Below are 26149 nucleotides of genomic sequence, written 5' to 3'. Positions count from 1 at the left end.
GATGGCCATGCATAAACTCGAACGTCTCCTGCGCCCGAAATCGATCGCCGTGTTCGGCGGGGCGCAGGCCGCCGCCGTCGTGGCGCAGTCGATCAAGATGGGCTTTGCCGGCGAAATCTGGCCGGTGCACCCGACCAAGGACGAGGTTGCCGGCCGCAAGGCCTATCGCTCCGTGGCCGACCTGCCGGGCGCGCCGGACGCCACCTTTGTCGGCGTGAACCGGCATCTCACCATCGAGGTGATCAAGGCGCTGGCCGAGCGCGGCGCCGGTGGCGCCGTCTGCTTTGCCGCGGGCTTTCTGGAGACCGAGGCTTATGACGAGGATGGCGAGCGGTTGCAGGCGGAGCTCGTCGCCGCCGCCGGCCGGATGCCGATCATCGGTCCGAATTGCTACGGCCTGATCAACTATGCCGACGGCGCGCTGCTTTGGCCCGACCAGCATGGCGGCATCAGGCTCGCCGAAGGCGGCAAGGGCGTCGCCATCATCACCCAGTCGTCCAACATCGCCATCAACATGACGATGCAGAAGCGCGGTCTGCCGATCGCCTTCCTGATGACGGCCGGCAACCAGGCGCAGACCGGCCTGTCCGAGATGGCGCTCGGCCTGATCGAGGACGAGCGTGTCACCTCGCTCGGCCTGCATATCGAGGCGTTCGACTCGGTAGCCGGCTTCGAGAAGCTGGCGGCGCGGGCGCGCGAACTGAAGAAACCGATCATCGCCATGAAGGTCGGGCGGTCCGAACAGGCGCGGCAGGCGACGGTGTCGCACACCGCCTCGCTGGCCGGCTCTGACGCCGCCTCCGGCGCGTTCCTGAAACGTCTGGGCATTGCGCGCGTCGATTCCATCCCGGCCTTCATCGAGGCGCTGAAGCTCCTGCACATCACCGGCCCATTGCCCGGCTACAGGCTGTCGTCGATGAGCTGCTCGGGCGGCGAGGCTTCCGTGATGGCCGACAGCGCCGAAGGGCGCTGGGTCACTTTTCCGGTTCTGACGGAAAGGCATCGGGCGCATGTCAAATCGACGCTCGGGCCGCTGGTCGCGGTCGCCAATCCGCTCGACTACCACACCTTCATCTGGAACAACGAGCCGGCGATGACGGCCACCTTCACCTCTATGGTGTCGGGCGGCTTTGACCTTAACATGCTGGTGCTCGACTTCCCGCGCCCCGACCGCTGCTCCGACGTCGACTGGTGGGCGACGCTGCGCGCCTTCGAAGCGGCGCTGAAGACCAATAATGCGCAGGGCGCGATCGTGTCCTCGCTGCCGGAAAACCTGCCGGAGGAATACACCGCCGGCCTGATGGCGCGCGGCATGGTGCCGTTGTTCGGCATTTCTGAAGCGATGGACGCCGCGCAAGCAGCCGCCTTCATCGGCTGGGCCTGGCGCGAGCCGCAGGCGCAGCCGGTCGACACCACGGCGGCAGGCGCGTCCGAGGCCAAACGCGTGACGCCCGACGAAGCCGAGGCCAAGGAAAGGCTGATCACGGCCGGCCTGCCGGTGCCGAAGGGCGAGCGAGGCTCCACCGCGGTGGAGGCGGTGATCTCGTCGATGGCGCTTGGCTTCCCGGTGGCGCTGAAGGCGCTGGGCGTGACGCACAAATCGGAAGTCGGCGCCGTCAGGCTGAACCTCAAGGACGCCGAATCCGTCAGCACGGCCGCGCATGATCTCCTGCCGCTCGGCACCGGCCTCTATGCCGAATGCATGGTGCGCGACGGCGTCGCAGAGCTGATCGTCGGCTTCACCCGCGACCCGATGTTCGGCGCGGTAATGACGCTCGGCACCGGCGGCGTGCTGGTCGAGCTTTTGCGCGACAGCGTCACCCTGATGCTGCCGGCGACGCGCGACGACATCGAGGCGGCTCTGCGCGGCCTGAAGCTCTATCCGCTGCTCGAAGGCTATCGCGGCCGGCCGAAGGCCGATGTGAAGGCTGCCATCGACGCCATCGCCGGCATTGCCGGTTTCGTCCAGAAGAATGCCGGCGAGATCGAGGAGCTCGACATCAACCCGCTGATCGTATGCGCCGAAGGCAAGGGCGCCTGGATCGCGGATGCCCTGCTGGTGCTTGGAGAAAAGAAGAATGGCTGACGTCATCACCACCCGCCGCGAAGGCGCGATCCTCGAAGTCACGCTCGACCGGCCGAAGGCCAATGCCATCGACCTCAAGACCTCGCAGCTGATGGGTAAGACCTTCAAGGCGTTCCGTGACGATCCTGACTTACGCGTCGCCATCGTCAAGACGGCCGGCGACAAGTTCTTCAGCGCCGGCTGGGACCTGAAGGCCGCCGCCGCCGGCGATGCGGTAGACGGCGACTATGGCGTCGGCGGCTTTGCCGGGTTGCAGGAATTGCGCGACCTGAACAAGCCGGTGATCGCCTGCGTCAACGGCATGGCGGTGGGCGGCGGCTTCGAGCTGGCACTGTCCTGCGACCTGATCTACGCCTCGGACCATTCCTCCTTCGCGCTGCCCGAGATCCGCGCCGGCACGCTCGCCGATGCGGCGACGATCAAGCTGCCGAAGCGCATTCCCTACCACATCGCCATGGACCTTCTGTTCACCGGCCGCTGGATGGATGTCGCCGAGGCGCATCGCTGGGGCCTGGTCAACGAGGTGCTGCCTAAGGAAAAGCTCGAAGAGCGCGTCTGGGAGATCGCCAGGCTTCTAGCCAGCGGCCCGCCGCTGGTCTTCGCGTCGATCAAGGAGACGGCGCGCGTGGCCGAGGCCCTGACCTTCCAGGACGCCATGAACAAGGTGACGCGCCGGCAGTTGCCGACGGTCGATGTACTCTATGGTTCGGAAGACAATATGGAAGGGTTCCGCGCGTTCGCGGAGAAGCGCGACCCGGTGTGGAAGGGGAAGTGAGCCTGCAGATGACAGCGCCAGGCACCCCCCTCTGCCCGGCCGGGCATCTCCTCCTCAAGGGGGGAGATCGGATGTCGCCGTCGCTTTCGCCAATCTCGGACGTTGCCGAAAGGGCGGCTTCGCCGGAACTGCTAATCTCCCCCCTTGAGGAGGAGATGGCCGGCAGGACAGAGGGGGGTGCCTGGGCGCTATCGTCAAAAGTTGGTCGTCTTTCATGACCGACTACAGAACCCTGATCGACGCCGAAACCTGGGCCTTCATCGAGAAGACCAACTCCTATTATCCGCCGGACACGATCGACTACACGGTTCCCCAGCAGCGCACGATCTACGACCGGATGTGCCGGGAGTTCTTTGCCGGCTATCCGCAAGGCGTGACCGCGGAGACGACAGCCATCGCCACGCCGGCGAACAGCATCCCGATCCGCATCTACCGCAACGCCGCCCCGGACAATGCCGCGATGGTGCTCTATATCCACGGCGGCGGTTTCATCCTTGGCGGGCTGGACAGCCATGACGATGTCTGCGCCGAGCTTTGTGCCCGCACCGGTTACGAGGTGGTCTCGGTCGACTACCGGCTGGCGCCGGAACATCTGCATCCGACGGCCTTCGACGACGCCATGGACGCCTTCGAATGGGCCACCAGAACCTATGACTGCCCTGTCGTGCTTTGCGGCGACAGCGCCGGCGGCAATCTCTGCGCGGCTGTCGCGCATGCGACGCGCGGCCATGCGAAGAAGCCGACGGGCCAGATGCTGATCTACCCCGGCCTTGGCGGTGACCATTCGCGCGGCTCTTACGTGACACATGCCGAGGCGCCGATGCTGACCGTGCGCGATCTCGACTTCTACAAACATATTCGCACCGGCGGCGTCGACCGGACCGGCGACATCACGCTGTATCCGCTCGCCGATGGCGATTTCGCAAACCTGCCGCCGACGGTGTTGATCACTGCGGAATGCGATCCGCTGTCGTCCGACGGCGAAGCCTATCGCGACCGTGTCGTCGCGGCCGGCGGATATGCCGCCTGGTTCGAGGAGCCGGGGCTGGTGCACGGCTATCTCAGGGGCCGGCACATGGTCGGCCGGGCACGAACAAGCTTCGCCCGGATCGTCGAGGCGGTATCGGCGCTCGGTCGAGGCGACTGGATCTGGTAACGCCCCTAAAGCGCGTCGCGATGAAACGGATTCAGGCAACGCGCTTTAAGTCTTTGTTTTGATGCATGTCGTTGTCCCAAAACCGCTGCGCACTTTTGGGCGACATGTATTAAAGCGCGTCGCGATGAAACGGATTCAGGCGACGCGCTTTAAGTCTTTGTTTTGATGCATATCGTTGTCCCAAAACCGCTGCGCACTTTTGGGCGACATGCATTAGCAGCCGGGGTGCTCTCCGCGCCGCAATCCTCACATGAACCTTTCCACGCCTGACGGCGACTGACGGTCAGGCGCCGCAATGGTGCGGCCGGAAAGGGAAAGCCACCATGACCAGAAGCCCAGAGACTCCGCGGTCTCCGGGAACAACGGGAGTCCGGCGCGATCACCGCCTTCGGGAAGCGGTCGACGCGCTGGGCTTTCGGCTGATTCCGTTGACCCTCCATAGGAGCAGGCGTATCGTCGTGCAGAGGAAAGCAGACAATTCGATCGGGGAAGAACGTGCCGCAACGCCGCGCCTTGCCCTGGTTGGCGCGGTAGGAATGGGCGTTTCTCCTAGCGGCTTCGGGGGGAGTTCAATGTCTGGCGTTCGCGGCCCGTTCGTGCGTTCTCACGCCGGCCATTTGCGCCGCGCAGTCACCACAAGCAGTGGAATTCTTGCCTTGGCGCTGTCCGCCGGGCTCTGGCTTGGCAGCGCCGCCAAGGCGCAGGAAACCCAGATCATCTATCCGGGCTCGATGGCGGTCACCGGCTTCCCCGGCACCGTGATCCCTGATTTCGAGCAGGGCCTGCCGCCCGGCGTCGATCCAGTCGACGAGACCTTCATCGACACTTCCCGCGCGTCCCTGCGCATCTTCGACGTCTCGCATCTCGGGGGCCCGGCCTCCGGCCAGCTCGTGTTCACGCCGCCGCCCCTCGAGGTGACGGCCGGGCAGATCGGCGAGGTGTTCGGCCTGACCTATGACGACGGTGTGCGCGATGGCATGCCGTCCGGCATTCCCAACCTTTATGCCGCCGCGACCTCGCTGCATGGCGTCGAGGTCGTGACGCCGGACGCCGACAGTGACGGGCGTCCGGAGCGGCAGCGCCGCGGCACCGCCGGCGCCTCTTTCATGGACGGCCAGTTCGGCACCGAAAATGGCGGCGGTCCAGGCACCATCTGGAAGATAGACGGCATCACCGGCGCCGTCTCGAAATTCGCCGACATCGACACCAATAGCGGGTCGGGCATCGGCAACCTCGCCTTCGACCCGATCCACCGCCAATTCTTCGCCTCGGACCTCGACACGGGCCTGATCCATCGCATCGATGCCAATGGCCACCTGATCGACACGTTCGACCATGGCGTTGCCGGGCGGCCGGCGCATGGGCTCGCCCCCGTCGCCGACGACGGCGCCGTCATGGACATCCAGGGCGCGGCCTTCGACACGGAAGATCCCGAGACCTGGGGCTACACGCAGGACGAACGCCGGGTCTGGGCTGTCTCCTATCACGGCGGCCGGCTCTATTATTCGGTCGGCGAAAAGTCCGAGATATGGTCGGTCGGCATTGCGCGCGACGGCACCTTTGCCGGCGATCCGCGCTGGGAACTGACGGTCAAGGCCGACAAGGACTATGCCGTCACCGACATCGCCTTCGACAACAAGGGCTTCATGTATCTCGCCCAGCGCGGCCCGGTCGAGAACCGCTATGACTACAGCCGCTTCGCCGATTCCGGCAAAGGCGAGCTGATCCGCTACTGGCGCGAGGATCCGGACGATCCGGCGACGGAATCGGTCTGGGTCGAGGTGCCGCAGGAATATGCCGTCGGCTTCCCGCAAGGCAACCGCCAGTCGGCCGGCGGCGTCGACCTGCAGTATAGCTATGACGCCGAGGGCAATCTCGACACGAGCGTGTGCACCGACACCGTCGTCAACACCGGCGACAAGTTGCGCGACAATCCCGAGCTTGCCGAGCGCCTTGCCGCAGGCGGGCCGCTCGCGGTGCATGGCGTGCAGCTGACGCCGAGCACGCTTGTCAAGCCGGCAAATGTTCCGCCTTTCGGCTCGTGGTTCGTCGACTTCGACGGCTATTTCGAGGACCCGGAGGTCGAAGGCCATGTCGGCGACGTCAGGGTCTGGCGCCCCTGCGAGGGCCGCGCCGGCTATTATGAGGAAATCCCGGGCGGCTACCTGCCTCCGTTCTATCCGCCCGACTTCCCGCCACCCGGCAATCTGCCGCCCTGCGTGGATGTCGAGGACGTGCATTACTACTGCACGCCGCGCGGGCTTCAGGCCGATCTCTATCTCCATGACCATGCCGGCTTCGGCGGCGATTCGATCAAGGCGCAGTCCAGGACGCCCGGCGTCGGGGTGACAACCCCCATGTCGCATGTCCCGGGCAAACCCTACACGATCGACATCACCGGCCATTTTCCTGGCGACACCGTCAATGTCGGGCTCTGCTTCTACCGCAAGTCCGACCAGGACAAGGGCGGCTACTACCCTTGCTGCAAGATGACGCTGCCGCTCAGAACGCCAGCCGTCAGCTGCGAACGTTGAGGGAGGGACAGATGGATAATCTCGCCCTTTCCCGCCTCGCCTCGCGCGACACCAAAACCCTCATGGAGACGATCGTGAAACCCCTGTCATACGCCAGGCGCGGCGCGCGCTGGCTGATGGCGGCCGGTGTCGCGGTCGCCATGATGCCGGCGCTGCCAGCGCTTGCCGAAGACACCGCGCCTGCCAAGATCGAACAGGCCGCCAATCCCAAACCCGGCATCAATCCCGGGAACCCGCGCGGCATCAACTCGGAACTCGCGCGCATCGTGCCCTTCTTCACCAAGAAAGGCGGCCAGAGAAGCTGCGATACCGTCGAGTATGTCCTGAGCTTCGGCATCCATGGCGACCCGCAGGACTTCGACCGGCCGAGCGTGGCTGCCCTGCTGAAAGCGACAAGGCTCGATTTCAAGGACCAGCTGCCGCACGGCTTGCAGATCGTCAGCGTCGATGTCGCCGGCGACGGCACCAGCGCCTCCGGCGGACCGCTGCCCGCTGCTTCGATCAGCACGTCGGCCGGCCCGAACGATACGGCAACCGTTTCCAATTTTCGCATCAGCGCTTCCAACCTCGATGGCGTCGGCGCCGCGAACGAACGCGTCATCACCTTCCGGATCACGGCCAAGCTGGACCATGCAACCTTCCCCGTGCCGACGACGGTCGACAACCAGGGTGAGATCGAGGTGGCCTTCAGGGGCGGTCCGGCGACCGCGATCCGATCGCAGGATCCGGACAAGCCGGACGACGGCGACTTCCTGACCGGCGTGAAGACCTCGATCAAGATCGACCTGAGCAAGTGCAATCCGCCGCCGCCGCCTCCCGGCAAGGAATGCTTCAAGATCGAGCGCGGCACGGTCGACTGCGTGCCCGGCGGCGGCGCCTTCATCTACCACATGCCGGTCGGTCCCGAGATGGGCGGCAAGTGGGTGCAGGTGTCGACAACGACGCCCGGCATCACCATCGTTCCCGACACGCAGAAGGCGCCTGTCGGCGGCGGCGTGCTGAACTGGAAGATCATCGGCGCCTCGCCAGGCGAGGCCATCCATCTCGTCATCACCGGCATCGAGACCTATGCCGGCCCGAAGGAAGGCTGGGGATTGTGCTGCACCCAGACGATCGACATCGTCATCCCGCGTGACCTCAAATGCCCGCCGAGGGATAAGGAACCGGACCTCAAGGTCGAGAAGCATGCCGACGTGCCGCGTTGCACGATGGCCGGCGGCTGCGACTTCACCATCGCCGTCACCAATGTCGGCGACGCGCCCTATAACGGCAAGATCGTGCTCGACGAGGTCACGCTGCCGGCCGGCTCCGTGCTGACCTCAGGGCCGAATGCGCCCTGGGTCTGCGCACCCGGAACGACACCGATGACGTGCACCTATCCGGTGACGACGCTCAACCCCGGCGCCTCGGTCAACCTCAAGCTCGGCTTCAAGCCGGCCGGCGGCTGGCAGGGCAGCGTGCTGCGCAACTGCGCCACCTACAACTATGGCGCAAGCGGCAAGCCTCTGTTCGGCAGCCAGCTCAATGACCGCGGCTGCGCCTCGATCCCGATCTGCCGCCGTGGCGATCGCGATCCGCAGTGCCAGCCTCCGGTCGAGAAGAAGGTCGACCTGATCCTGAAGAAGCGCGCCCGCATCCCGGTCTGCACGCCGGACGGCGTCTGCTTCTTCGTGATCGACATCATCAACAACGGCACCGACACCTATAACGGGCCGCTGACGGTGATCGACAACTATCCGAGTGGCGCGCCGACCTCATCGACCTTCGGGCCGAGCCCGCCATGGACCTGCGGACCGAACGGCCCCGGCCAGTTCCGTTGCGACAATGCCGGCATCTCGCTGCCTTCGGGCGCATCGACGCCGATCGTCGTCAAGGCGGTGATGCCGGCGAACTACCGGCCGGACACCGTGGAGAACTGCGCCGAGGTGAAAGGCATTCCCGGCGAGGTCGACCTTGCCAACAACAAGGCTTGCGCGACCGAGAGCATCCGCCATCCAAATGGCGGCCAGCCCGGCATGCGCATCACCAAGACATGCGACGGCTCGCTGGCCAGTGCCGCCGCGGTTTCCTGCCGCATCACCGTCACCAATGCCGGCACTGCCGCCCCCACCGGTCCGGTGCGGGTGAGCGACGCCGCCGTGCTGGTGTCGGGCGGTGCGCCCGTCCAGATCCAGACCGTCACCCCCGACGGCGCGGAGTGGGCTTGCGGGCCGGTGCCCGCCAACTCGCTGTCCTGCCAGATCCCGGGCGCCGTGATGACACCTGGAACCAGCCGGCACTTCGACGTGACGGTGAGCGGCAATGGCGAGTTCGAGAACTGCGCGCGCGGCTCCTATGGGCCGGCGCCGGGCGACGACATCGTCTATCCCATCGGCCAGGCCTGCGCCAAGGGCGGCGGCGGCTCGACCATCCGTGTCGAGAAGACCGGCGATGCCGAGTGCCAGCCCGGCCAACCCTGCTCGTTCGAGATCACCATCACGAACGATGGCTCGAGCCCCTTCTCCGGTCCGGTTCGCATCGGCGATGCGATCGGTGTCGAGGGTCTCGGCCGGCTGGAAGGCGTTGAGATCACTTCGATCGACCCACCCTTCGGCTGCTCGCCGGAACCGACGATACTGCCCGCATCCTGCATCGCCAATTTGACGCTGGGGGCTGGCGAAAGCCATAGCCACCACGTCACGGTGATCCTTCCCGAGGATGGGCGTCTGGCCAATCTGCAGGGTTCGGTCAGCGGGCAGAACTGCGTCGGCGTGCTCTCCCCCAACACGCCGGTTCAGGGCGGCGACGAGCTGCTGTCGCGCGACCTGACCACCATCCAGGGAAATCGCGGCAAGGCCTATGCGTGCCACCCCTTCACCATCAGGCATGAGGTGAAGAGCCAGTGCTCGGATGGGCTGGTGCCCAACTCGGCCGGCCGTTGCGCCTGCCCGGACGGCACCACCTTCCGCAACGGGCAATGCTCTGGTGGTGGGGGCACCAAGCTCTTGCCGCTGCCGGTGCCGCCGCGCTGCGTCCTGCTGCAGGGCCAGATCCGGACAGCTGACGGACGCTGCGTCTGTCCGCGCGGCACGGAGCTGGAAAACGGCAAGTGCATGCGGGGCAATCAGCCGCAGGAGCCGCAGTGCACGCTGCATCCCGGCCAGTACCGCGACCAGGACGGCAATTGCGTGTGCCGGCGTGGCGAGCTGGTGAACGGTGTGTGCCAGGTCATCCCGCCGAAATGCACGGTACGCGGCGCCGTGCCGACTTCGGACGGAAACGGCTGCACCTGCCCGGACAACACGCATCTCGACCGGGTGGCCAAGGCCTGCGTGCCTGACAGGCAGCCGCCCGCCCAGTGCCGTATCCGGGGGCAGTCCCGCAATGCCGACGGCGATTGCGTCTGTCCACGAGGTATGGAGGTGCGTGACGGTGCCTGCCGTCCGGTCGTGTCGAGGCAATGCCCGATCCGCGGCCAGGTGCGCGACGCCACCGGCAACTGCGCCTGCCCGGACGGGCTGGAGGTGCGGGGCAAAGCCTGCCAGCGGCCGAAGCCGAGCCAGGAGCAGTGCAATATCCGCGGCCAGGTCCACAACAAGCGGGGCGACTGCGTCTGCCCGCGTGGAACCGAGGTTCGCGACGGCGCCTGCCGCAAGCCGCAACAGGAATGTGCGCCGGGCTCGCGCTACATCGACGGACAGTGCCAGCCGGTGCTGATCAAGCGCTGCCCGGCAGGCACGACCGGACGGTTCCCGGACTGCATGCCCATCCGCAGGCAGCCGGGCATCGAGATCAACCCCGGCATACTGCTCAACCCTAACCTGCTGCGTCTATTGCCGCAGCGCCAGCCGCGGCGCGTGCTGCAGGATCAGAATCCGGCAGGCGCCAACATCCAGAACTTCAAGCCGTAAATTCCGACGGCTGGACAGGAAACCCGCCGGAGCAATCCGGCGGGTTTTTCCTGCCCGCAGCTTCCCCTTTCCGGCATCGTCATCTTGCTTGGCCGCATTTCTGCGGCGCCAGGTGATTCCACTTGGCTGCAAAATGCTCTAGGCAGTCCTGACATTTGCGTTCGGACAAACGAGACGAGGCCGCAGCATGAGCAAGAAAACCCTGATCGCGCCATCGGTCCTGGCGTCGGATTTCTCGAAGCTGGGCGATGAGGTCGAGGCTGTTGCGGCGGCCGGCGCGGACTGGATCCATCTCGACGTGATGGACGGCCATTTCGTGCCCAACATCACCTTCGGCCCGCCGGTGATCAAGGCGATCCGCAACCGCACCAAGGCCTTCTTCGACTGCCATCTGATGATTGCGCCTGCCGACCCTTACCTGGCGGCCTTCGCCGAGGCCGGCTGCGACGGCATGACGGTGCACGCCGAAGCCGGGCCGCATCTCGACCGCTCGCTGCAGACCATCAGGAACCTCGGCAAGAAGGCCGGCGTCTCGCTGAACCCCGCGACGCCGGAAACGGCGATCGAATATGTGCTGGACCGGCTCGACCTGATCCTGATCATGACGGTCAATCCGGGCTTCGGCGGCCAAGCGTTCATCCCGGCGATCGTCGACAAGGTCAAACGGGTGAAGGCGCTGATCGGCAGCCGGCCGATCCGCATCGAGATCGATGGCGGCATCTCGGCCGAAACGGCGCCGCTGGTGACGGCGGCCGGCGCCAATGTGCTGGTGGCGGGCGCCGCCGTCTTCAAGGGCGGCAGTGTCGAAGCCTACAGGGCAAATATCGAAGCAATTCGCACGGCTGCCGACAGGGCAGCCAGTTAAACGTATAACCGACTCACCTCTCGCGGGAGTTGCATAACCGCGGCGGCGATTGAACGACTGTTCAATATATCAAGCGATGCAGAAGACCGGCTTTTTTGTCGCGATTCTACTTCCCCCAGTAAATAGACCAACTGCCTTGTCTTAAAGTCGAATATCGTCATCTTCCGCTTTGAGGCGCCATTGCCCGCCTGTATGATACGTGTACGGGAGATTGCTTCGCCGAGGGGCCCTGACAAATCAGGGGCAAGCAACAGGAGTTCGATTGACAAACGCAAACGCCGCGTCGGGCGAAGGCAAGGGTGCCAAAAGCACGCTGGCCAGTTCGGTCTACCAACAGCTCCGCGACGATCTTTTGCGCGGCGCGCTGGAGGCCGAGAGCAAGCTGCGCGTCGAATGGGTCGTTTCGCGCTATGGCGCAGGCGCTTCGCCGGTGCGCGAGGCACTCAACCGACTTGCCGCCGAAGGCCTGCTCGGGCGGCACGACCAGCGCGGCTTCTTCCTCATGCCGGCGAGCGCGACGGAGCTGGAGGAACTGACCCGCACGCGTTGCTGGTTGGAAGAACGCGCATTGCGCGAATCCATCGCCCATCGCACGGCCGATTGGGAAGAGCAATTGGTGCTTGCCTTACACCGGCTGGCGCGCGCCGAGCGGCGCCAGCCCGATGAGCCAACCACCAACAATCCGGAATGGGAGAAGCTGCACCGCGCCTTTCATCGCGCGCTGATTGCCGCTTGCCGGTCGCACTGGCTGATTGGCTTTTGCGACCAGCTTTCCGACCAGGCCTCCCGCTACAGGCTGATCTCGCAGCGCGGTCCAGGCTCCGAACGCGACGACCTCGGCGAGCACCGGACAATTGCCGAACGGACGCTGGATGGCGACGCCGACGGCGCGGTCGAAGCCCTGCTCAGCCACTACCGGCTGACGGCGGAGATGTGCACGGCGCGCCTCAACGAGGGCTACGACCCTAGAGCCGGCTCAGCCAAATCCGCGCGCAGTCGCAAACAGCGGCCCATGTAGCTGCCCGTCGCAGGCAAATCTGATATTCGCTCCGGTCAGGCCGATGTATTAAATGTCCTCGGCCATGAGGCCGGGGAAAAAGCATGACCAACCATCTCTTCAGCGCTTTCCGTTCCCGTATGCCGGCGGCCGGCCGGTTGCTGATGGAGACGGATGACGGCCGCTCGATCACCTATGGCGACATGCTGGCGAAGTCCGCGCAACTGGCGCATGGGTTGGCGCAGGCGGGCGTCGAGCCCGGCGACCGCGTCGCCGTCCAGGTCGAGAAGAGCCCGGAGGCGGCGCTGCTCTATCTCGCCTGTCTGCGCACCGGCGCGGTCTTCCTGCCGCTCAACACTGCCTACACGCTGCCGGAGCTCGACTATTTCTTCCGGGACGCCGAACCGAGGCTGATCGTGTGCGATCCGGACCGTCTATCCGGTGTCGAACCGCTTGCTGCGTCGATCGGCGCCACGGTGCTCACGCTTGGCCGCGACGGACAGGGAACGCTTGCCAGCCAGGCTTCGCGGCAGGTGGCGGATTTCATCGATGTCGAGCGCGGGCCGGACGATCTTGCCGCGATCCTCTACACCTCAGGCACGACCGGCCGTTCCAAGGGCGCGATGCTCAGCCACGAGAACCTCGCCTCGAATGCCCGCGTGCTGGTCGAGCAGTGGCGCTTCAGCGCCGACGATGTGCTGATACACGCGCTGCCGATCTTCCACACGCACGGCCTGTTTGTCGCCACCAACGTCATCCTGATGGCCGGCGCGACAATGCTGTTCGAGCAGAAATTCGACCCGGCGCGCATCCTGTCGCTGATACCGCGCGCGACGGCTTTGATGGGCGTACCGACCTTCTATGTGCGGCTGCTTCAGCAGGACGGCCTGACAAAAGAGGCTGCCAAGGGTATGCGAATCTTCATCTCCGGTTCGGCGCCGTTGCTGGCCGAGACGCACAAGGCTTGGCGCGAGCGCACCGGCCACGCCATCCTCGAGCGCTACGGCATGACCGAGACGAACATGAACACGTCCAACCCTTATGACGGCGAGCGGCGCGCCGGCACGGTCGGGTTCCCACTGCCCGGCGTTTCGCTGCGCATAACCGATCCCGAGGATGGCAGGCGGCTTGGTCAGGGCGAGATCGGCACGATCGAGGTCAAGGGCCCCAACGTCTTTGCCGGCTATTGGCGGATGCCGGAGAAGACCAGGGCCGAATTCCGCGACGACGGCTTCTTCATCACCGGTGACCTCGGGCTGATCGATGCCGACGGCTATGTCCATATCGTCGGACGCGGCAAGGACCTGATCATCTCGGGCGGCTTCAATGTCTATCCGAAGGAGATCGAAAGCGAGATCGACGCGCTCGACGGCGTCAGCGAAAGCGCTGTGATCGGCATCGCCCATCCGGATTTCGGCGAAGGCGTCACCGCGGTCGTCGTGCGCAAACCGGGATCGGCGCTAGATGCGGCCGATATTGCGGACGCTATCGCTGGTCGGCTGGCGAAATACAAGCATCCGAAACAGGTGATCTTCGTCGACGAACTGCCGCGCAACACGATGGGCAAGGTGCAGAAGAACGTTTTGCGCGAGGCGTATAAGGATATCTACGCGGTGAAAGCCGGCTAATAAGACTGCGTCGTCATTCTAGGGCGGAGCAAGGAGCGAAGCGACGCGCGAAGACCCTAGAATCCATGCCGTTACGCTAAGGCGTTGGAACGGCTACAGAATTCTGCACCGTTGCACTCTGAGGAGGTCACGGAATGGATACTCGGGTCAAGCCCGAGTATGACGAAGGATGGGCTTACGCTCCAAAAACCTTCTTGCCGCCAATCCAGACCCTCCTGACGACGAGGTCTTCCGACAGGCCGACAATGTCGGCGGCGGTGCCGTTGGCGAAACGGCCGAGGCGATGCGCCTGGCCGATTGCCTCGGCGGGATAGAGCGAGGCCATGCGTAGGGCCTCGTCGAGATCCAGGCCGACGACGCGATGGACGTAGCGGATGGCGGAAATCATGTCGAGATCGGCGCCGGCGAGCGTGCCGTCGGCAAGCCTGAGACTGCCGTCCTTGCGGTAGATGGTGCGACCGTTCAGCGTGAACGACGTCATGTCGGTGCCGATCGTCGCCATGGCATCGGTGACGAGCAGGATCTTGCCTGGTCCTTGCTTGCCACGCAGCGCAAGGATCATCGTTGCCGGATGGACATGGATGCCGTCGGCGATGATGCCGGCGTACAAGCCGCCAGTGTCGATCGCCGCCCCCGCCAGACCCGGCTCACGGTTGCCGATCTGGCTCATGGCGTTGAACAGATGTGTGACGACCGTTGCCCCTGCACTGGCGAAGGCGCTGGCCGTCGAATAGTCGGTGTCGCTATGGCCGAGGCTGACGACGACGCCGGCCTTGGCCAGCGCCGCGACACGGGCAGGCTCGACCGATTCCGGCGCGACGGTGGTGAGCAGCACGGGTAGATCCTGATGCGCCGCGATCAAGGCCGCCTGGTCGGCATCGGTCATCGGCCGGATCAGCGCCGGATCATGCGCGCCCTTGCGAGCTACGGAGAGATGCGGCCCTTCGAGATGCAGGCCGAGGAAACCCGGCACCTTTTCCCGGGCCGCCTCGGCGCCGGCGGCAATTGCGGCGGCGGTGATCGACGGCGTGTCGGTGATCAGCGTCACCAGCAGCGCCGTGGTGCCGAAGGGCGCATGCGCGCCGCAGATGGTTTGGATCGAGGCGACATCGGGATGGTCGTTGAGCATGACGCCGCCGCCGCCATTGACCTGGATGTCGACGAAACCGGGCACCAGCAGGCCGCCGCCGGCCTCGACCGCCGAAACGCCGGACGGAATGGCGCCTGCGGGCAGGATGGCCTCGACCACCTCGCCATCGACGACGAGGGCGGCGTCGTCATGCCAGTCGGCGCCGTCGAAGATGCGGGCGCCGGTGAGCGCGAAACGGTCGCTCATACGGTCTCCGTCACCTTGCGCAGGTTGCGCGGCGTATCGGGGTCGAGCCCACGATGGCGCGCGAAGGCCTCGACGAAACCGTAGAAGGACACGATCAGCGGCAGCGGATCGGTCAGCGGATGGCCGGTGGCGACATGCGGCAGAAGCCTCGCGGCCTTCGCCTTATCGGATGTGATGAAAGCGGCGGCGCCCTTGGCCGTCAGGCCGTCGGCCGCCTCGGCGACGGAGGGTTCGGACGCATCGCGCGCGGCGAGCGCCAGAACCGGGAAACCCGGCCCGACCAGCGCCAACGGTCCATGCATGACCTCGGCGGCGCTATAGGCCTCGGCATGCATGGCGCAGGTTTCCTTGAATTTCAGCGCCGCCTCGCTGGCGATCGCGAAGGATGGGCCGCGGCCGAGGATGAACAGCGATTGCGGGTTCTCCAAAGCGCCGGCGAGCGCCATCCAGTCGCAGGCGATCGCCTTCTCGAAATGGCCGGGCAGGCCGGCGAGCGCCCGAAGCAATGGCTGGTCATCGGTGGCGTGCGCCATCAGCGCCAGGCCGGCAACGGCGGAATTAACGAAGGTCTTGGTGGCCGCGACGCTGCGTTCCGGCCCAGCCAGAATGTCGATGGCGTAGTCGGAGGCGCGCGCCAGCGGCGAGTCGGCCGTGTTGGTGATGGCAACGGTGAGCGCGCCGCCGGCCCTTGCGGTTTCGGCCATGGCGACGATGTCGGGGCTCTTGCCCGACTGCGACACCGCCAGGCAGGCGGAGCCGCGCAGCCTGAGCTTGGCGCCATAGATCGAAGCGATCGACGGCCCCACCGAGGCAACGGCAAGGCCTGCCGTCAGCTCGACGGCGTATTTCATGAAGGTCGCGGCGTGGTCGGACGAGCCGCGCGCCACGGTGACGACGAATTGCGGGTCGCGCTCGCGCAGGCCGCGGCCGGCCTCGGCCAGCGCCGAAGCCGAGCCGTCGAGAAGGCGGGCGGCGGCTTCAGGGATCTCATCGATCTCGCGCCGCATATGGGTGGTGGCCGGGGTCATGGCCGGATCTCCTCTCCCGGCCCGGTCAGCCGGAGTTCCGCGACGAAATCATAGGCGTCGCCTCTGTAGACCGAGCGGGTGAACTCGATCACCTTGCCGCTCGCCAGATAGGAAATACGCTCGATCTGCAGACCGGCAACCCCGGAGGACACTTCCAGCAGGAGCGCATCGGCGTCGCCCAGATTGGTGGCGGAGATGCGCTGCACGGCGCGCACCGGGCGATTACCGGTCGTTCCCAGCGCCGCATATAGCGAGGAGCCTATCGCCTCGGGATCCGGCAACACGCTCGCCGAAATCGCGGCGCGCTCGATCGCCAGCGGCGTGTCGTTGGCGATGCGCAGGCGCGCGACGCGCGCCACCAGCTCGGTCGAGGATAGGCCAAGCACCATCATCTCGTCCGGCGACGGCGCGTAAAGCCCGCGGTCGAGCCAGACCGAGCGGACGCTCATGCCGCGGCGCGCCATGTCCTCGGTGAAGGAGGTGAGCCTCGACAGCGATTGCTCGACGCGCTCCATGCGCGGCGCGACGAAGGTGCCCGAGCCATGGCGCTGGACGAGAACGCCGCCTTTGACCAGGTCCTGCACGGCCTTGCGCACGGTGACGCGCGATATGTCGGCCTTGCTGGCGATGTCGCGCTCGGAAGGCAGCGCGTCGCCGGGGCCGATCAGGCCGCGATTGACCGCCTCCTCGATGCTGCGCCTGAGCTGCAGGTAAAGCGGCGCGCCGCTCTGCGAGGATTCCCTCAGCATGGCGAATATCTGGTCGGCGGCGTTCATGGGGCGGCCTTCGGACCGCTTGCGAAGACGCGCACGGCCATCTGCACGGCGCCGCCGAGCGCATCGTCGAGCGGGGCTTTCAGCAGCGCCTGATAGCGCGCCGACAGGCGCGGCGCATAAAGCGGCGCCAGCCCGCCGAGCAGGCAAAGCGGCGCATCGTCGGCAAGATCGAGCGCGCCGAGCGAAGCCTCGACATCGGCAACCGCCTTGCCGAGGATCCAGTTGGCGACGAGGTCGCCCTTTTCGGCGTGGTCGAAGACCTTTGGCGCGAAGCCACCGAAATCGCCCGGCTTGGCGTTGGTGGTGAATTCGACCACGTCTTCGGGATTGTTGCGGAAGACGGCGAGCATGGCGTCCGTCAAGGGCGAGCCGGGGCGGATGCCGTCATAGGCAAGCAGCGTCTGCTCCAGCAGGTCGCGGCCGATGCGGGCGCCGCTGCCCTGGTCGCCGACCTGGAAACCCCAACCGCCGATGGCGCGCGACTTGCCCGCTTTGCGCGCCATATAGGCGGTGCCGGTCCCCAGAATGGCCATGGCGCCGTCATTGGGACCGACCGCGCCCTCGAGCGCTATCTCGGCGTCGGTTTCGACGCGGCTCCTGCTGAACGGCAGGATCGCCTCGAGCTGCTGCCGGTAGGTGCCGACATTGGCGCCGGCGAGGCCGAGAATGGCCGGCGTCCGCGGGATCAGCTCCGGATTCGCGCCGGCGGCGAGAAAAGCCTGCCGGGCCGCCTCGACGATGTTGGCGCGGGCACCGGTGAGGTCGGTGCGGATGTTGGCGGCGCCGCTCCTGGCACGACCGACGACAGCGCCGTCGACGGTCGCAAGAGCCGCCCTGCAGCTGGTGCCGCCGCCATCGATGCCAAGCACGAATTTCACACGATTTCTCCTCGTGTCCAGATAATACCAATAAAATACCAATAGCCAAGAGTTAATTTCGGTTCAAAAAAGATTAAGCAGTATTTTATTGAAAAACCGAGGGAATTTGCCGACAATCGAATTCCCCCATCCGAAAAGCGTTAATGCGTGTGGACAAGTGGTATTTTTTTGGTATTGTTTCTTCAGTTGGAGGAAAATGGATGGCCGAGACGCGCACGGAAGCGCTCCACCAGAATGCCGAGGGGCTGGATGTCCAGGCCCCGGAAGCCATTCTGGCGTTCCTGGCCAATGCCCAGATCGAGGCCGCCAAGGCCGTGCACGGGGCCATCCCGGCGATTGCCGCCGCCGCCGAACTCATCGCCGGGCAACTGAAGAATGGCGGCAAGCTCGCCTATGCGGCGGCCGGCAGCTCCGGCCTGATGGCGGTGGCCGACGCGCTGGAACTGCCCGGCACTTTCGGCATTGCGCGCGACCGCATCGCCATCCTGATCGCCGGCGGCGACGAAGCGTTCCGCACGCTGGCCGGCGGGCCGGAGGACGACACCGAGGAAGCGGCGGCGGCCGTTGCCGCGGCCGATATCGGCAAGGGCGACTGCCTGATCGCCATCTCCGCCAGCGGCTCGACCCCTTATGCGGTCCAGGCGCTGCAGGACGCGCGGCGCTGGGGCGCAGCAACGATCGCGATCGCCAACAACCGGGGTGCCGCACTCTTCAGCCAAGCCGACGTCGCCGTCCTGCTTGAAACGCCGCCGGAACTGATCGCCGGTTCGACGCGCATGGGCGCGGGTACCGCGCAGAAGATCGCGCTCAACATGCTTTCGACGCTTGCCGCCGTCCATCTCGGCCATGTCCATGACGGCTACATGGTCAACCTCACCGCCGACAACATCAAGCTGCGCGAACGCGCCGTGCGCATGGTCGCCGCCCTCAGCGGCCGAAGCCGCGACGACGCCGCCCACCTGCTCGAGGAGAGCGGCGGCGTTGTCAAAACCGCCATTCTGCTCGCCGCCGGCGCCGCCAACGCCGATGTGGCCGAGAAGATACTGGAAAGGACCGGCCAGAAGCTCAGGCCAGCCCTTTCCGCGATCGAGGGGAACAAGGGGCGCTGAGCCTCTGTTCTCATCAAAACCGAACCTGAAAAAGGTCAACAGGGAGACTGAAGATGAAGACCAAACTACTGACGGCCCTTCTCATCGGCACAAGCATCCTCGGCACCACCGGGATGGCGCTGGCCGACGACGTAACGCTCAACATCGAAAGCTGGCGCGGCGACGACCTGGCCATCTGGAAGGACAAGCTGATCCCGGCCTTCGAAGCCAAGAACCCCGGCATCAAGGTGGTGTTCGCGCCTTCGGCTCCGACCGAGTATGACGCCGCCCTCGGCGCCAAGCTCGCCGCCGGTTCGGCCGGCGACCTGATCACCTGCCGCCCCTTCGACAAGTCGCTCGAGCTGTTCAAGAAGGGCAACCTCGCCGACATCTCCTCGCTTCCCGGCATGGAGAACTTCTCACCCGTCGCCAAGGCCGCCTGGCAGACCGACGACGGCAAGTCGAGCTTCTGCGTGCCGATGGCCTCGGTCATCCACGGCTTCATCTACAACAAGGACGCCTTCGACAAGCTCGGCCTCAAGGTGCCGACGACCCGCGACGAGTTCTTCGCCGTGCTCGACAAGATCAAGGCCGACGGCACCTACATCCCGATGGCGATGGGCACCAAGGATCTGTGGGAAGCCGCGACCATGGGCTACCAGAACATCGGCCCCAACTACTGGAAGGGCGAGGACGGCCGCAAGGCGCTGATCAAGGGCGATCAGAAGCTGACCGACAAGGATTGGGTCGCGCCGTATGAGGAACTGGCCAAGTGGAAGCCGTATCTCGGCGACGGTTTCGAGGCGCAGACCTATCCGGACAGCCAGAACCTGTTCACGCTCGGCCGCGCCGCCATCTACCCGGCCGGCTCGTGGGAAATCGGCCTGTTCAACACCCAGGCCCAGTTCAAGATGGGCGCCTTCCCGCCGCCGGTCGAGAAGGCCGGCGACACCTGCTACATCTCCGACCATACCGACATCGGCATGGGCCTCAATGCAGCGTCGAAGCATTCGGAAGAGGCCAAGAAGTTCTTGTCCTGGGTCGCCTCGCCGGATTTCGCCACCATCTACGCCAACGCGCTGCCGGGCTTCTTCAGCCTGAACTCCTCGCCGGTGAAGATGGAAGACCCGCTGGCGCAGGAATTCGTCTCCTGGCGCGGCAAGTGCAAGTCGACGATCCGCTCGACCTACCAGATCCTGTCGCGCGGCACGCCGAACCTCGAGAACGAGACCTGGGTCGAATCGGCCAACGTGATCAACGGCACCGACACGCCGGAGGCAGCGGCCAAGAAGCTGCAGACCGGCCTCGACAGCTGGTACAAGCCGGCGAAGTAAGAACGCTGATTGCGACGTCGGCCGGGCGCGCGCCCGGCCGGCGTTCAAGCAGTTCCAGATAGCGATTGTCGGCGCTGCCTCCCGGTCTTACCCTCGTCTTGCGGGGAAGACGGAGCCGATCTGTCGCTGGTCTTGTCTTCCCGTGACGGGGACAATCGGGCCATGCATCGAGGCATCATCTAGCATCATCCGACCTAGAACCGAGAGACGGCGGGGACCGAACTCATGGCTACCGAACTCATGGCTGCAAAAACGCGAGCGAAAAGACCGATCCGCTGGCATGTCGGCGTATTCCTGGCACCGGCGGTGCTGGTCTACACCGCATTCATGATCCTGCCGCTGTTCGGCACCCTCCAGCTCTCCCTGTTCCGCAACATCGAACAGTCCCAGGTGTTTGTCGGCTTTAGCAATTTCCGCACGCTGTTCGGCGATCCGAACTGGTCGGTGAATTTCTGGAATGCACTTAGGAACAATGTCTGGTTCTTCATCATCCACATGCTGGTGCAGAACCCGATCGGCATCCTTTTGGCGGCGCTTCTTTCCAGCCCCAGGCTGCGCTTCACCGCTTTCTACCGTACCGCGATCTTCGTGCCGACGATCCTGTCCTTCGTCATCGTCGGCTTTGCCTGGAAGCTGATCCTGTCGCCGATCTGGGGCGTGGCGCCGCATCTGATGGATTTCGTGGGATTGAAGAGCTTTTTCACGCCGTGGCTCGGCAAGGAGCAATATGCGCTCACCGCGCTCAGCCTGGTCTCGGTCTGGCAGTTCGTCGGCATTCCGATGATGCTGATCTATGCAGCGCTGCTGTCGATCCCCGACGAGGTGATCGAGGCCGCCGAATGCGACGGCGTCACCGGCATGGCGCAGTTCTGGAAGATCAAGCTGCCGCTGATCCTGCCCTCGATCGGCATCATCTCGATCCTCACCTTCGTCGGCAATTTCAACGCCTTCGACCTGATTTACACCGCGCAAGGGGCGCTGGCCGGACCGAACTATTCGACCGATATCCTCGGCACCTTCCTCTACCGCGCCTTCTTCGGCTTCCAGCTGCAGGTCGGCGATCCCAACATGGGTGCCGCGATCGCCACGATCATGTTCCTGATCATCCTCGCCGGCGTCTGCGTCTACCTGTTCCTCGTCCAGACGCGCCTACGTCGCTACCAGTTCTGAGGCACGCCATGAGCCTAGCCACCCGCTCTCTGCCCCGCACCATCGGCGCCCATGCGATCCTTCTGACCTACACCGCGATCGCGCTGTTCCCGGTCATCCTGGTGGTGATGAATTCGTTCAAGTCGCGCGCGGGCATCTTCGGCGCGCCGCTGACGCCGCCGACACCCAAGACCTTCGACCTGATCGGCTACACCACGGTGATCGGACAAGGCGATTTCATCCACTATTTCCAGAACAGCCTCGTCGTCACGGTCGCCTCGCTGTTCTTCGTGCTGCTGTTCGGCGCCATGGCAGCCTTCGCGCTGTCGGAATACCGCTTCCGCGGCAACTCGCTGATGGGGCTTTATCTGGCGCTCGGCATCATGATCCCGATCCGGCTCGGCACCGTCGCCATCCTGCAGCTGATGGTGGCGACCGGACTGGTCAACACGCTGACGGCGCTGATCCTCGTCTACACGGCGCAAGGCCTGCCGCTGGCGATCTTCATCCTGTCGGAATTCATGAAGCAGGTGTCCGACGACCTGAAGAATGCCGGCCGCATCGACGGGCTGTCGGAATACACGATCTTCTTTAGGCTGGTGCTGCCGCTGGTGCGCCCGTCGATGGCGACGGTTGCCGTCTTCACCATGATCCCGATCTGGAACGATCTGTGGTTCCCGCTGATCCTGGCGCCTTCGGAAGAGACCAAGACGGTGACGCTCGGCGCGCAGCTCTTCCTCGGCCAGTTCGTCACCAACTGGAACGCGATCCTGGCGGCGCTCTCGCTGGCGATCCTGCCGGTGCTGATCCTCTATGTCATCTTCTCGCGGCAGCTGATCCGCGGCATCACGTCGGGAGCGGTCAAGTGAGCGATGACCGCCAATTGTCCGTAGGGTTGCGCGTCACCCCACCCGGCGCTGCGCGCCGACCTCCCCATCGAGGGGAGGTAGAAGGTTGCCGCTTCATTTCCAACAGCCGGAGTTCTGAGTTTAACGCGGTTCCTGTGGCGGTGAGCATCTTCACGCCGACGCCCTACCTCCCCTTGATGGGGAGGTCGGCGCGGAGCGCCGGGTGGGGTGACACCCTCTCAAGAGAAAATGGAATGTCTGGAGTAGCTCAGTGAGCTCTAAAGTACCCCTTCGCGTCGTTGTCGCCGGTCTCGGCAATATGGGCCGCAGCCACGCGCTGGCCTATCACACCAATCCAGGTTTTCAGATCGCGGCGCTGGTCAACCGCTCCGACGTGCCGCTGCCCGAGGAGCTGTCCGGTTACGCCATCCAGCGCTCCTTCGATGACGCGCTGCGTGACGAAAAACCCGACGTCGCCTGCGTCGCCACCTATTCCGACAGCCACGCCGACTATGCGGTGAAGGCCTTCGAAGCCGGCTGCCATGTCTTCGTCGAGAAGCCGCTGGCAACGACGGTGGCCGACGCGCAACGCGTCGTCGATGCCGCCAAGGCCAACGGCAAGAAACTGGTGATCGGCTATATCCTGCGCCACCATCCGTCCTGGGTGCGTCTGATCGCCGAGGCGCGCAAGCTCGGCGGTCCCTACGTGTTTCGCATGAACCTCAACCAGCAGTCCTCCGGCCACACCTGGGAGACGCATAAGCAGCTGATGCGGACGACCTCGCCGATCGTCGACTGCGGCGTGCACTATCTCGACGTGATGCTGCAGATCACCGACGCCAGGCCCGTCGAGGTGCGCGGCATGGGCGTGCGGCTGACCGACGAAATCGCGCCCACGATGTACAATTACGGCCACCTGGAGGTGCTGTTCGACGACGGCTCGGTCGGCTGGTACGAAGCCGGCTGGGGGCCGATGATCTCGGAGACGGCCTTCTTCGTGAAGGATGTGATGTCGCCCAAGGGCTGCGTGTCGATCGTCATGAAGGAAGGGGTGAAGTCCGACGACATCGACACCCACACCAAGACCTCGACCATCCGGCTGCACAGTGCCGCGACCGGGCCGGACGGCAAGTTCGCCAAGGAAGACCAGTTGCTGTCGATGGAGGGCGAGCCGGGCCATCAGGAACTCTGCGACCTCGAACAGGCCTTCCTGCTCAAGGCCATCCGCGAAAATATCGACCTCACCCGCCACATGGACGATGCCGTGAAATCGCTTGCCGTCTGCCTCGCCGCCGACGAGAGCGTGCGCGGCGGGAAGGCGGTGCATCTGTGACAAGGGAGTTGTCGTCAGGGGTCGCGCTCTACGGCGCCCCCCTCTGGCCTGCCGGCCATCTCCCCCTCAAGGGGGGAGATCGGATGTCGGGACTGCTTTCGCTAATGATCGGCGCCGCAAAGTGGCGCGAGACATTGAAGCTGCCAATCTCCCCCCTTGAAGGGGAGATGTCCGGCAGGACAGAGGGGGGTGTCTTGGCGCCCACCCGTCAATTTGGAGGACTGCCGTGGGCTCGCTGAAGATCGAGAATGTGAAGAAGGCCTTCGGGCAGGTCGAGGTGCTGAAGGGCATCGACCTCGAAGTGACGGATGGCGAATTCGTCGTCTTCGTCGGCCCGTCCGGCTGCGGAAAATCGACGCTGCTGCGCGTCATCGCCGGCCTGGAGGACTCGACCTCCGGCCGGGTGCTGATCGACGGCGCGGATGTCTCGATCACGCCGCCGGCTAAACGCGGCATCGCCATGGTGTTCCAGACCTATGCGCTCTACCCGCATCTGACGGTGAAGAACAACATGGCGCTGGGCCTGAAACAGGCCGGCACGCCGACCGCCGAGATCGAGCGCCGCATCAAGGTAGCTTCCGCCATGCTGTCGCTCGAGCCTTATCTCCAGCGCCGGCCGGCGGAATTGTCGGGCGGACAGCGCCAGCGCGTCGCCATCGGCCGCGCCGTGGTGCGCGAGCCAAAGCTGTTCCTGTTCGACGAACCGCTATCCAACCTCGATGCGGCATTGCGCGTGAACACCCGGCTGGAGATCGCACAGCTGCACCGGCGGCTGAAAGCGACGATGATCTACGTCACCCACGACCAGGTCGAGGCGATGACGCTGGCCGACAAGATCGTCGTGCTCAATGCCGGCCGCATCGAGCAGATCGGCAGCCCGATGGAGCTCTACAATTCACCGGCGAACGAATTCGTCGCCGGCTTCATCGGCTCGCCGAAGATGAATTTCGTCGACGGCGCCCGGCTGGGCGAGACGGCGAAGACCATCGGCGTGCGGCCGGAGCATATGACGGTCGACACGAAATCCGGCGCCTGGAAAGGTACCGTCGTGCATGCCGAGCATCTCGGCGCCGACACCAACCTTTATCTCGATTGCGAGAAGGCCGGACTGATCACCGTGCGCATCTTCGGCGTCTACAATGCCGAGCCGGGCTCGACGCTCTATGCAACGCCGGATGCGGCCAAGACTTATAGGTTTGGAGCGGATGGGAAGGTGTTGAAGTAGCGCCATCTTCTCCTTCTCCCCCCTGTGGGAGAAGGTGGATCTGCGCGTAGCGCCGAGACGGATGAGGGGTGCTCCAGCGGAGTGCAACCTCAAAAATCGAAGGCCCGGGGCGCTTAGTCTTGCTGCGCCGAGATCCTTCAACACCCCTCATCCGGCCGCTTCGCGGCCACCTTCTCCCCCAAGGGGAGAAGGCGAGGTCGGCGCTACTCATCCGCCTTGAACGTCTGCTTCTGCTGACCAAGTCCCTCGATGCCGAGCTCGACGACATCGCCGGCCTTCAGGAACACCGGCGGCTTCATGCCAAGACCGACGCCGGGCGGCGTGCCGGTGGAGATGATGTCGCCGGGATGCAGCGACATGAACTGGCTGAGATAGGACACCAGATATTTGACGCCATAGACCATGGTCTTGGTCGAGCCGTCCTGCATGGTCTTGCCGTTGACCGTCAGCCACATCTTGATGTTCTGCGGGTCGGCGACCTCGTCCTTGGTCACCAGCCAGGGGCCGATCGGGCCGAAGGTGTCGCAGGACTTGCCCTTGGTCCACTGGCCCTGGCGCTCGGCCTGGAAGGCGCGCTCGGACACGTCGTGCGCGACGCAGTAGCCGGCAACGTAATCCAGCGCGTCGTCCTCGCTGACATATTTTGCCGTCTTGCCGATGACGACGCCGAGCTCGACCTCCCAGTCTGTCTTGACCGAGCCGCGCGGGATGAGCACGTCGTCATCCGGCCCGACGATCGCCGAGCTTGCCTTCATGAAGATGATCGGTTCCGGCGGCACGGTGGCGCCGGTCTCGGCGGCGTGGTCGGAATAGTTGAGGCCGATGCAGATGAATTTGCCCGTGCCGGCGACGCAAGCGCCCATGCGCGGCTTGCCGGGGACCGCCGGCAGCGATTTTGGGTCGAGTTTCGAGAGCATGTCCAGCGAGGCCGGGTGAAGCGTCGTGCCGGCGATATCGGCGACATGAGCGGAAAGGTCGCGGATCGTCCCATCCGCATCGAGCAGGCCGGGCTTTTCGCTGCCAGCTTCGCCATAGCGCAACAACTTCATCTTACTTCTCCACCTTGCGGCCAACGGCCGTTTTCACAAATTCCCGTCAAAGCCGGCGGACCGTAGTCGTCGGCCCTGTCCACGGCAAGCAAGCCCCACCTTTATGCCGACCATTGGGCGGGATTTTCAGACGCTTCGATCCAAACGACTGCCGACAATCCTTTCTCGTCCCGC

The 26149-nt window shown here is 65.0% G+C and carries 19 protein-coding genes; 14 read left to right on the top strand and 5 right to left on the bottom strand.

All coding sequences use genetic code 11. The features are described from left to right. Nucleotides 1–7: 7 nt before the first annotated feature. The 8 genes from RFM68_RS21955 to RFM68_RS21920 all read left to right on the top strand — a co-directional run bounded on the left by RFM68_RS21955 (nucleotide 8) and on the right by RFM68_RS21920 (nucleotide 13931). A complete protein-coding gene (locus RFM68_RS21955; RefSeq protein WP_320235099.1) occupies nucleotides 8–2086 on the top strand; it encodes an acetate--CoA ligase family protein in 2079 nt (692 codons plus the stop codon). Further along, nucleotides 2079–2861, top strand: a complete 783-nt coding sequence (locus RFM68_RS21950) for a carnitinyl-CoA dehydratase (RefSeq protein WP_320235098.1) — start codon at nucleotides 2079–2081, stop codon at nucleotides 2859–2861. The genes RFM68_RS21955 and RFM68_RS21950 overlap by 8 nt, the downstream gene beginning before the upstream one ends. A gap of 214 nt (nucleotides 2862–3075) precedes the next feature. Next, on the top strand, nucleotides 3076–4017 hold the full coding sequence (locus RFM68_RS21945) for an alpha/beta hydrolase (protein ID WP_320235097.1): 942 nt from the start codon (nucleotides 3076–3078) through the stop codon (nucleotides 4015–4017). Nucleotides 4018–4589: 572 nt separating this feature from the next. Further along, entirely contained in the window at nucleotides 4590–6551 is a 1962-nt protein-coding gene (locus RFM68_RS21940; RefSeq protein ID WP_430694904.1) for an NHL repeat-containing protein, read from the top strand. 11 nt (nucleotides 6552–6562) lie between these two features. Next, complete coding sequence (locus RFM68_RS21935; protein WP_320235095.1) at nucleotides 6563–10441, top strand: DUF7929 domain-containing protein; 3879 nt, start codon at nucleotides 6563–6565, stop codon at nucleotides 10439–10441. Between the two features lie 187 nt (nucleotides 10442–10628). Beyond that, a complete protein-coding gene (gene rpe, locus RFM68_RS21930; RefSeq protein WP_320235094.1) occupies nucleotides 10629–11306 on the top strand; it encodes a ribulose-phosphate 3-epimerase in 678 nt (225 codons plus the stop codon). A 262-nt stretch (nucleotides 11307–11568) separates the two neighbouring features. Next, nucleotides 11569–12324 (top strand): GntR family transcriptional regulator, encoded by a 756-nt coding sequence (locus tag RFM68_RS21925; RefSeq protein WP_320235093.1) that lies wholly within the window; start codon nucleotides 11569–11571, stop codon nucleotides 12322–12324. 83 nt (nucleotides 12325–12407) lie between these two features. Beyond that, the gene (locus RFM68_RS21920; RefSeq protein ID WP_320235092.1) at nucleotides 12408–13931 is read left to right on the top strand and encodes a malonate--CoA ligase; all 1524 of its coding nucleotides are present in this window, start codon (nucleotides 12408–12410) and stop codon (nucleotides 13929–13931) included. A gap of 175 nt (nucleotides 13932–14106) precedes the next feature. On the opposite strand, the gene nagA is transcribed toward RFM68_RS21920, so the two are convergent. Genes nagA through RFM68_RS21900 form a run of 4 tightly spaced genes read right to left on the bottom strand, consistent with a single transcriptional unit; the run spans nucleotide 14107 to nucleotide 17949 of the window. Then, nucleotides 14107–15267, bottom strand: a complete 1161-nt coding sequence (nagA, locus tag RFM68_RS21915) for an N-acetylglucosamine-6-phosphate deacetylase (protein WP_320235090.1) — start codon at nucleotides 15265–15267, stop codon at nucleotides 14107–14109. Next, complete coding sequence (locus tag RFM68_RS21910) at nucleotides 15264–16295, bottom strand: SIS domain-containing protein (protein WP_320235089.1); 1032 nt, start codon at nucleotides 16293–16295, stop codon at nucleotides 15264–15266. The genes nagA and RFM68_RS21910 overlap by 4 nt, the downstream gene beginning before the upstream one ends. Continuing rightward, nucleotides 16292–17071, bottom strand: a complete 780-nt coding sequence (locus RFM68_RS21905; protein ID WP_320235088.1) for a GntR family transcriptional regulator — start codon at nucleotides 17069–17071, stop codon at nucleotides 16292–16294. Before RFM68_RS21905 ends, RFM68_RS21910 begins: the two co-directional genes overlap by 4 nt. Then, complete coding sequence (locus RFM68_RS21900; protein WP_320235087.1) at nucleotides 17068–17949, bottom strand: glucosamine kinase nucleotide-binding domain-containing protein; 882 nt, start codon at nucleotides 17947–17949, stop codon at nucleotides 17068–17070. The genes RFM68_RS21905 and RFM68_RS21900 overlap by 4 nt, the downstream gene beginning before the upstream one ends. 200 nt (nucleotides 17950–18149) lie before the next feature. Here RFM68_RS21900 and RFM68_RS21895 point away from each other — a divergent pair, with 200 nt between their 5' ends. The 6 genes from RFM68_RS21895 to RFM68_RS21870 all read left to right on the top strand — a co-directional run bounded on the left by RFM68_RS21895 (nucleotide 18150) and on the right by RFM68_RS21870 (nucleotide 24926). Then, the gene (locus RFM68_RS21895) at nucleotides 18150–19058 is read left to right on the top strand and encodes an N-acetylmuramic acid 6-phosphate etherase (protein ID WP_320235086.1); all 909 of its coding nucleotides are present in this window, start codon (nucleotides 18150–18152) and stop codon (nucleotides 19056–19058) included. A 53-nt stretch (nucleotides 19059–19111) separates the two neighbouring features. Next, on the top strand, nucleotides 19112–20371 hold the full coding sequence (locus tag RFM68_RS21890; RefSeq protein WP_320235085.1) for an ABC transporter substrate-binding protein: 1260 nt from the start codon (nucleotides 19112–19114) through the stop codon (nucleotides 20369–20371). A 240-nt stretch (nucleotides 20372–20611) separates the two neighbouring features. Next, complete coding sequence (locus RFM68_RS21885; RefSeq protein ID WP_320235134.1) at nucleotides 20612–21541, top strand: carbohydrate ABC transporter permease; 930 nt, start codon at nucleotides 20612–20614, stop codon at nucleotides 21539–21541. Between the two features lie 8 nt (nucleotides 21542–21549). Next, nucleotides 21550–22389, top strand: coding sequence for a carbohydrate ABC transporter permease (locus RFM68_RS21880; RefSeq protein ID WP_320235084.1), 840 nt, complete (start codon nucleotides 21550–21552; stop codon nucleotides 22387–22389). A 250-nt stretch (nucleotides 22390–22639) separates the two neighbouring features. Beyond that, nucleotides 22640–23701: a Gfo/Idh/MocA family protein gene (locus RFM68_RS21875; protein WP_320235083.1), complete on the top strand. Its 1062-nt coding sequence runs from the start codon at nucleotides 22640–22642 to the stop codon at nucleotides 23699–23701. Between the two features lie 226 nt (nucleotides 23702–23927). Next, entirely contained in the window at nucleotides 23928–24926 is a 999-nt protein-coding gene (locus RFM68_RS21870; RefSeq protein ID WP_320235082.1) for an ABC transporter ATP-binding protein, read from the top strand. A 203-nt stretch (nucleotides 24927–25129) separates the two neighbouring features. Here RFM68_RS21870 and RFM68_RS21865 read toward each other — a convergent pair whose 3' ends face one another. Further along, on the bottom strand, nucleotides 25130–25975 hold the full coding sequence (locus RFM68_RS21865; RefSeq protein WP_320235081.1) for a fumarylacetoacetate hydrolase family protein: 846 nt from the start codon (nucleotides 25973–25975) through the stop codon (nucleotides 25130–25132). Between the last annotated feature and the right edge of the window lie 174 nt (nucleotides 25976–26149).

Source organism: Mesorhizobium montanum, assembly GCF_033977145.1.
Classification (GTDB): Bacteria; Pseudomonadota; Alphaproteobacteria; order Rhizobiales; family Rhizobiaceae; genus Mesorhizobium; species Mesorhizobium montanum.
This window is presented reverse-complemented; position numbering and strand designations above follow the sequence as displayed.